Origin of the sequence: Janthinobacterium sp. HH106, assembly GCF_001758725.1 — a bacterium.
Lineage (GTDB): Bacteria > Pseudomonadota > Gammaproteobacteria > Burkholderiales > Burkholderiaceae_D > Janthinobacterium.
The window spans coordinates 56087-64300 of sequence record NZ_LRIC01000062.1 but is presented as its reverse complement, the minus strand read 5'-3'; the positions used below and the strand labels follow the sequence as shown (position 1 = coordinate 64300).

Below are 8214 nucleotides of genomic sequence, written 5' to 3'. Positions count from 1 at the left end.
CCGTCAAGCTGATCAACCCGATCGCGATGGAAGAAGGTCTGCGCTTCGCTATCCGTGAAGGCGGCCGTACCGTCGGCGCCGGCGTGGTTGCAAAAATCATCGCATAAGGAAATGTTATGCTTCCACCCGGGGCGTCTTGGGTGGTAGAATAGCACTCCTCGAAAGTTTTACGTAGGGACGTAGCTCAATTGGCAGAGCGTCGGTCTCCAAAACCGAAGGTTGGGGGTTCGATGCCCTCCGTCCCTGCCACCGTCAAGGTGCAGGGCACCGAAAGTAGAAAAATGTCAAATCAATCCGTGCAAACCGTTAGCACGTCGAGTGACAAGATAAAAGTCGCGCTGGCAATAGTGGCTGCGATTGCAGGAGTAGTCGGGTTTTATTACCTGGCAGGCCAACCAGCTCTGGTGCGTGCAAGCGCGCTTGTGGCTGGTTTGGTTATTGCTGTTGCGCTCTTGTATGTCTCGACGACCGGCCGTGAATTTCTCAATTTCGCCAAAGAAGCTGTGCGCGAAACCAAGAAAGTCGTTTGGCCTACCCGCAAAGAAGCCACGCAGATTACTGCGATCGTGTTTGCCTTTGTGCTGGTCATGGCGATTTTCCTGTGGGGCACGGATAAATTGCTCGAGTTTTTGTTGTATGACGTAATTCTGGGTTGGAAAAAATAATGAGCGAAAATGTGCATGATGAAGCGGCGGACGAGTCCGTTCCGGGCGACGCTCCGGTAGCGGATACTGGTGCAGCGCTGAGCGTGCCAGTGAGCAGCAAGCGCTGGTATGTCGTGCATGCTTATTCCGGCATGGAAAAAAGCGTCATGCGCGCACTGACCGAGCGCATCGAGCGCGCGGGCATGCAAGACCAGTTCGGCCAGATTCTGGTGCCGATCGAAGAAGTCGTCGAAGTCAAGAATGGCGTGAAGTCCGTCACCGAACGTCGTTTCTATCCTGGCTATGTGCTGGTTGAAATGGAAATGACGGACGAGAGTTGGCACTTGGTCAAGAATACCAGCAAGGTTACCGGTTTCATCGGTGGCAAGTCGAACAAGCCGACGCCGATCTCCGCGCGCGAAATCGACGGCATCATGAAGCAGATGCAGGAAGGCGTTGAAAAGCCCCGTCCGAAAACCTTGTACGAGGTGGGCGAGCAGGTACGCATCAAGGATGGTCCGTTCACCGATTTCAACGGCAATGTCGAAGAAGTCAATTACGAGAAATCCAAAGTGCGCGTCTCGGTCACCATCTTCGGCCGCGCTACCCCGGTAGAGCTCGAATTCGGCCAGGTCGAAAAAGTTTAAGTCTGTCTCAAACGCCACCAGGAGCGTTGCGGTAGTAACAGCAAAATCCGGTCAGAGGAGCCCCGCCAGGGTAGGATCGGCGGGGCGCTACTACTCAATCCAAGATAGGAGCCATCATGGCAAAGAAAATCATTGGTTTTATCAAGCTGCAAGTGCCAGCTGGTAAAGCAAACCCATCCCCACCAATCGGTCCAGCTCTGGGTCAACGCGGTCTGAACATCATGGAATTCTGCAAAGCGTTCAACGCGCAGACCCAAGGTATGGAACCAGGCATGCCGATCCCAGTCGTGATCACCGCGTTCGCTGACAAGTCCTTCACGTTCGTGATGAAGACGCCTCCAGCAACCTACCTGATCAAAAAAGCTGCTGCGATCACCAAAGGTTCGCCGAAGCCACATACCGACAAAGTCGGTACGCTGACCCGCGCACAAGCTGAAGAAATCGCTAAATTGAAAACCCCTGATCTGACCGCTGCCGACATGGATGCTGCTGTACGCACCATCGCTGGTTCCGCTCGTTCGATTGGTATCACGGTGGAAGGTGTTGTATAATGGCTAAGTTATCCAAACGTATCAAGGCTTTGAAAGCCAAAGTCGACCGTACCAAAGTGTACGCTTTCGACAACGCTGTCGCTCTGATCAAAGAGTGCGCAACGGCCAAGTTCAATGAATCGATCGACGTATCGGTACAACTGGGTGTTGATCCTAAGAAATCCGACCAAGTGGTGCGCGGCTCCGTCGTGCTGCCAGCTGGTACCGGCAAAACCGTGCGCGTGGCAGTCTTCGCGTCGGGCGAAAAAGCGGAAGCTGCCAAAGCAGCTGGCGCCGACATCGTTGGTATGGAAGACCTGGCTGAGCAGATCAAAGCCGGCGACATGCCTTTCGACATCGTCATCGCTTCGCCAGATACCATGCGTATCGTTGGTACCCTGGGTCAGATCCTGGGCCCGCGCGGCATGATGCCTAACCCGAAAGTTGGCACTGTTACTCCTGACGTCGCTACCGCCGTGAAAAACGCGAAAGCCGGTCAAGTTCAGTACCGTACCGACAAATCCGGTATCATCCACGCTACCATCGGCCGTAAATCGTTCGCTGACGCAGATCTGAAGTCGAATCTGGTCGCACTGATCGACGCACTGAACAAAGCCAAGCCAGCATCGAGCAAAGGCGTGTACCTGCGCAAAGTTTCGCTGTCGTCGACCATGGGCGCTGGCGTCCGTGTTGACCAGGCTAGCCTGGCAGCTTAAGTAACAGAATCAAGTCCTGTAGCGCCTTCGGGCGCTGCGGGCGCATCTTTGGGCTGTCTGCCTGGTGTTCACATCAGGCAGGCAGACAATCAAAGACCGTTGGGCCGACTGCGATTGCACATGCAGAAGGTTAATAGGCTTGCCGGCAACGGCAAGTGCCCAACGCAGATGGTGTACCCGAACAAGTTTTGTAGTCCTCATGCTGCGTGAATCCATCCGCTCAGTTTAGTACTTCTTGACTTCGGACGCCGTGTTCGAACCGATGCAAGGCGCTCAACCACTCGGTTGTGATCGCTGAACATCATTTAAGGAGGTTGACCGTGAGTCTCAATCTGAATGACAAAAAGGCCGTCGTCGCCGAAGTTTCCGCACAAGTAGCAAATGCGCAAACGATCGTCGTGGCCGAATATCGTGGCATCCAGGTTGGTCACTTGACGCAACTGCGTGCTAAAGCGCGTGCCCAAGGCGTGTACCTGCGTGTGTTGAAAAACACTCTGGCTCGTCGCTCCGTTGAAGGTACCGCATTCGCCAGCCTGGCAGATGCCATGACCGGCCCGTTGATCTACTCGATCTCGGCCGATGCCGTTGCAGCAGCTAAAGTCATCGCTGACTTCGCTAAAACCAACGACAAACTGGTCATCAAAGCAGGTAACTACGCAGGCAAGCCGCTGGATACAGCTGCTGTCACCGCGTTGGCGAGCATTCCTAGCCGTGAAGTCCTCATTTCGCAGTTGTTGGGCGTTATGCTGGCTCCGGTTTCGGGCTTTGCACGTGGTCTGGCTGCCCTGGCAGCGAAAAAAGGCGAAGGCGCCGAAGCTCCTGCAGAAGCAGCAGCAGAAGAAGCCCCAGCAGCCGCTTAATTGCGCGCGCTTTTTTCTCTCAGTACCAATCTGATGTAACTAACGTAATAAATTTAGGAGTTTCAAAATGGCAATTAGCAAAGACGATATCCTGGAAGCAGTTAGCGCCATGTCCGTAATGGACCTGAACGACCTGGTTAAAGCATTCGAAGAAAAATTCGGCGTGTCCGCAGCAGCGATGGCTTCGGCCGGTCCTGCAGCAGGCCCAGCAGCAGCTGCTGAAGAGCAAACCGAGTTCAACGTTGTGCTGGACACCTTCGGCGCAAACAAAGTTGGCGTCATTAAAGCAGTTCGCGAAATCACCGGCCTGGGCTTGAAAGAAGCTAAAGACCTGGTCGATGGCGCACCAAAAACTGTGAAAGAAGCAGTGTCGAAAGCTGACGCTGAAGCTGCAGTGAAGAAACTGGTTGAAGCCGGCGCAACCGCTTCGATGAAGTAATATCTGTACCGGCGGCAGTTAGCGCCCGAGTCAAAGTCTGAGGTTTCCCCTCGCAAGGGGGGAAATCCGACTTTGGCTCCTTTGTCGTCTGCATCGTATTTGTCATGTAGTTGTAGCAGCAGTTTTTATTCGATTCAAGCCGGAAAGCAGAGCCTTGAGGTTTCGTCTGTGTCACACGCAGCGGTGCAAACGAACACTTGCAAAACCTGAATTTTCTATCCTTTCTGTCACTCACGGAGTGTCCATGCACTACTCATTTACTGAGAAGAAACGCATTCGCAAATCATTCGCGAAGCGCGCCAACGTTCACCACGTTCCGTTCCTGCTGGCGACCCAGCTCGAGTCTTATCATAGCTTCTTGCAAGAGGACATAGCACCGTCCGGCCGCAAGAATGATGGCCTGCAGTCGGCTTTCACCTCGATTTTCCCTATCGTGTCGCACAATGGTTTTGCGCGACTCGAATTCTTGTCGTACGTTCTGGGCGATCCTGCCTTTGACGTCAAAGAATGTCAACAACGTGGCCTGACGTTCGCGTCGCCGCTGCGCGCGAAAGTGCGCCTGGTGATCCTGGACAAGGAATCGCCAACCAAGCCCGTCGTCAAAGAGATGAAGGAACAGGAAGTCTACATGGGCGAATTGCCGCTCATGACGACCACCGGTTCGTTCGTGATCAACGGCACGGAGCGGGTGATCGTTTCCCAGCTGCACCGTTCGCCTGGCGTGTTCTTCGAGCACGACCGCGGCAAGACTCACTCGTCCGGTAAGCTGCTGTTCTCCGCGCGTATCATTCCTTACCGCGGTTCGTGGCTGGACTTCGAGTTCGACCCGAAAGACATCCTGTTCTTCCGCGTCGACCGCCGCCGCAAGATGCCAGTGACGATTCTGCTCAAAGCCATCGGCATGTCGCACGAGCAAATCCTGGCGAACTTCTTCGTCTTCGACAATTTCAACCTGCGCTCCGAAGGCGCGGAAATGGAATTCGTCTCCGAGCGTCTGCGCGGCGAAGTGGCGCGTTTCGACATCGTCGACAAGTCGGGCAAGACCCTGGTGCTGAAAGACAAGCGTATCAACGCGAAACACGTGCGTGATATCGAAGCTGCCGGCATCAAGCACATTTCCGTACCGGAAGACTACCTGCTGGGCCGCGTATTGGCGAAGAACATCGTCGATGGCGACACCGGTGAAGTCGTCGCTTCCGCGAACGATGAGCTGACCGAAGATCTGTTGGGCCGCCTGCGCGACGCCAACATTTCCGAAATCCAGACCTTGTACACGAACGACCTGGACCAGGGCGCCTACATCTCGCAAACCCTGCGTATCGACGACACCGCCGACCAGATGGCTGCGAAAGTGGCGATCTACCGCATGATGCGTCCAGGCGAACCGCCAACGGAAGACTCCGTTGAAGCGCTGTTCAATGGCCTGTTCTACAACTCGGACCGCTACGACCTGTCGGCCGTGGGCCGCATGAAGTTCAACCGCCGCATTGGCCGCGATGAACTGACCGGCGCCATGACCCTGTCGAACGAAGACGTGCTGGCCGTGATCAAGATCCTGGTGGAACTGCGCAATGGCCGCGGCGAAGTCGACGATATCGATCACCTGGGTAACCGTCGCGTACGTTGCGTGGGCGAACTGGCCGAGAATCAATTCCGCGCCGGCCTGGTGCGTGTTGAGCGCGCCGTCAAGGAACGCCTCGGCCAAGCCGAAGCGGACAACCTGATGCCGCACGACCTGATCAACTCGAAGCCGATTTCGGCTGCGATTCGCGAGTTCTTCGGTTCGTCCCAGCTGTCGCAGTTTATGGACCAAACCAATCCTCTGTCGGAAATTACCCACAAGCGCCGCGTATCGGCTCTGGGACCCGGCGGTCTGACACGCGAACGCGCCGGCTTTGAAGTGCGCGACGTGCATCCGACCCACTACGGCCGCGTCTGCCCGATCGAGACACCGGAAGGTCCGAACATTGGTCTGATCAACTCGCTGGCTCTGTACGCCCGCCTGAATGAATACGGCTTCCTGGAAACCCCGTACCGCAAGGTCGAAGGCTCCAAGATTACCGATCAGATCGACTACCTGTCCGCCATCGAAGAAGGCCGCTACATCATCGCTCAGGCGAATGCGACCATCAACGACGCCGGCATGTTGTCCGATGAACTGGTCTCGGCCCGTGAAGCCGGCGAAACCATCCTGGTCTCCCCGGAGCGCATCCAGTACATGGACGTGGCGCCAGGCCAGATCGTTTCCGTCGCTGCCTCGCTGATTCCGTTCCTCGAACACGATGATGCAAACCGTGCATTGATGGGCGCCAACATGCAACGCCAGGCCGTGCCTTGCTTGCGTCCGGAAAAAGCGCTGGTCGGTACCGGTATCGAACGCACCGTTGCGGTCGACTCGGGCACCACCGTGCAAGCGCTGCGTGGCGGTATCGTCGATTACATCGATGCGGGCCGTGTCGTGATTCGCGTCAATGATGACGAAGCGCAAGCTGGTGAAGTGGGCGTCGACATCTACAACCTGATCAAGTACACCCGTTCGAACCAGAACACCAACATCAACCAGCGTCCTATCGTGCAAGTGGGCGACCGTGTTGCCAAGCGCGACGTGATCGCCGACGGCGCATCGACCGACCTGGGTGAATTGGCGCTGGGCCAGAACATGACCGTGGCCTTCATGCCATGGAATGGTCTGAACTTCGAAGATTCGATCCTGATTTCGGAAAACGTCGTCAAGGACGACCGCTACACCTCGATTCACATCGAAGAGTTGTCGGTGGTGGCCCGTGACACGAAACTGGGCGCGGAAGAAATTACGCGCGACATCTCGAACCTGGCTGAAAATCAGCTGGCACGTCTGGATGAGTCCGGTATCGTCTACATCGGCGCGGAAGTCCAAGCGGGCGACACCCTGGTTGGTAAAGTGACGCCAAAAGGCGAAACCCAGCTGACTCCGGAAGAGAAGCTGCTGCGCGCGATCTTCGGCGAAAAAGCCTCGGACGTAAAAGATACGTCGCTGCGCGTGCCTTCGGGCATGATCGGTACCGTGATCGACGTGCAAGTCTTCACCCGTGAAGGCATTGTGCGCGACAAGCGTGCCCAGCAAATTATCGATGACGAACTGAAACGCTTCCGTCTGGACTTGAACGACCAGATGCGTATCGTTGAAGGCGATGCCTTCCAGCGTCTGGAAAAAATGCTGATCGGCAAAGTTGTCAACGGCGGCCCGAAAAAGCTGGCCAAAGGCGCCAAGATCACCAAGGAATACCTGGCCGATCTGGACAAATACCACTGGTTCGACATCCGCCCTGCGGACGACGACGCCGCGGTAGCGCTGGAAGCGATCAAGGAGTCGATCAACGAGAAGCGTCACCAGTTCGATCTGGCCTTCGAAGAGAAGCGCAAGAAACTGACGCAAGGCGATGAGCTGCAACCAGGCGTGCAAAAAATGGTCAAGGTCTACCTGGCCGTGAAACGCCGCCTGCAGTCGGGCGACAAGATGGCAGGTCGCCACGGTAACAAGGGTGTGGTTTCCCGTATTGTTCCTGTGGAAGACATGCCATACATGGCCGACGGCACGCCAGCCGACGTTGTGCTGAACCCGCTGGGCGTTCCTTCGCGGATGAACGTTGGTCAGATTCTCGAGACGCACTTGGGCTGGGCTGCCAAGGGTCTGGGTATCCGCATCGGCGAAATGCTGAAGGCGCAAACCAAGGTCGAGCAAGTGCGCAAGTACCTGACGACGATCTACAACGACAACGGCCGCGCGGAAGATCTGAACGACTTCGACGACGAAGAGATCATGAAGCTGGCGGAAAACCTGAAAAAAGGTGTTCCATTCGCCACGCCAGTGTTCGACGGCGCCAATGAAGAAGAGATCCGCCGCATGCTGGACCTGGCGTATCCGGACGACATCGCCAAGAACCTGGGCATGACCGCTTCGAAAAACCAGGTGACCATGTATGACGGTCGCACCGGTGAAGCGTTCGAGCGCAAGGTCACTGTCGGCGTCATGCACATGCTGAAACTGCATCACTTGGTTGATGACAAGATGCATGCGCGTTCGACCGGTCCTTACTCGCTGGTGACGCAACAGCCGCTGGGTGGTAAAGCCCAGTTCGGTGGTCAGCGTTTCGGTGAGATGGAAGTCTGGGCACTGGAAGCGTATGGCGCGTCGTATGTCTTGCAAGAGATGTTGACGGTCAAGTCCGATGACGTGAATGGCCGTACCAAAGTGTACGAGAACCTCGTCAAGGGCGACCACGTGATCGACGCCGGCATGCCGGAATCGTTCAACGTGCTGGTCAAGGAAATCCGTTCGCTGGGTATCGATATCGACCTCGAACGCAACTAAACGACAGCACCCTGTCATTTGGTTTGG

7 protein-coding genes, 1 tRNA gene and 1 pseudogene are annotated in these 8214 nt (G+C 56.0%); all 9 read left to right on the top strand.

The genetic code is table 11. From position 1 onward, the window contains the following. Positions 1 to 107: pseudogene (locus JAB8_RS28330) on the top strand (elongation factor Tu); the annotation flags it as partial. A gap of 66 nt (positions 108 to 173) precedes the next feature. Next, positions 174 to 249: transfer RNA gene (locus JAB8_RS24150), tRNA-Trp, on the top strand. 32 nt (positions 250 to 281) lie between these two features. After that, the gene (gene secE, locus JAB8_RS24145; protein ID WP_010394308.1) at positions 282 to 665 is read left to right on the top strand and encodes a preprotein translocase subunit SecE; all 384 of its coding nucleotides are present in this window, start codon (positions 282 to 284) and stop codon (positions 663 to 665) included. Next, the gene (gene nusG / locus JAB8_RS24140) at positions 665 to 1291 is read left to right on the top strand and encodes a transcription termination/antitermination protein NusG (RefSeq protein ID WP_034753130.1); all 627 of its coding nucleotides are present in this window, start codon (positions 665 to 667) and stop codon (positions 1289 to 1291) included. Before secE ends, nusG begins: the two co-directional genes overlap by 1 nt. Positions 1292 to 1407: 116 nt before the next feature. Continuing rightward, entirely contained in the window at positions 1408 to 1842 is a 435-nt protein-coding gene (gene rplK, locus JAB8_RS24135; RefSeq protein WP_034783246.1) for a 50S ribosomal protein L11, read from the top strand. After that, positions 1842 to 2537: a 50S ribosomal protein L1 gene (gene rplA / locus JAB8_RS24130; protein WP_034753134.1), complete on the top strand. Its 696-nt coding sequence runs from the start codon at positions 1842 to 1844 to the stop codon at positions 2535 to 2537. The genes rplK and rplA overlap by 1 nt, the downstream gene beginning before the upstream one ends. Positions 2538 to 2857: 320 nt before the next feature. After that, positions 2858 to 3397: a 50S ribosomal protein L10 gene (gene rplJ / locus JAB8_RS24125; protein ID WP_034753621.1), complete on the top strand. Its 540-nt coding sequence runs from the start codon at positions 2858 to 2860 to the stop codon at positions 3395 to 3397. Positions 3398 to 3464: 67 nt separating this feature from the next. Further along, positions 3465 to 3836: a 50S ribosomal protein L7/L12 gene (gene rplL, locus JAB8_RS24120; RefSeq protein WP_070223390.1), complete on the top strand. Its 372-nt coding sequence runs from the start codon at positions 3465 to 3467 to the stop codon at positions 3834 to 3836. A gap of 244 nt (positions 3837 to 4080) precedes the next feature. Next, positions 4081 to 8187 carry a DNA-directed RNA polymerase subunit beta gene (gene rpoB, locus JAB8_RS24115; RefSeq protein WP_070223392.1) on the top strand — a complete coding sequence of 1369 codons (4107 nt, stop codon included), beginning with the start codon at positions 4081 to 4083 and terminating at the stop codon, positions 8185 to 8187. Positions 8188 to 8214 lie beyond the last annotated feature (27 nt).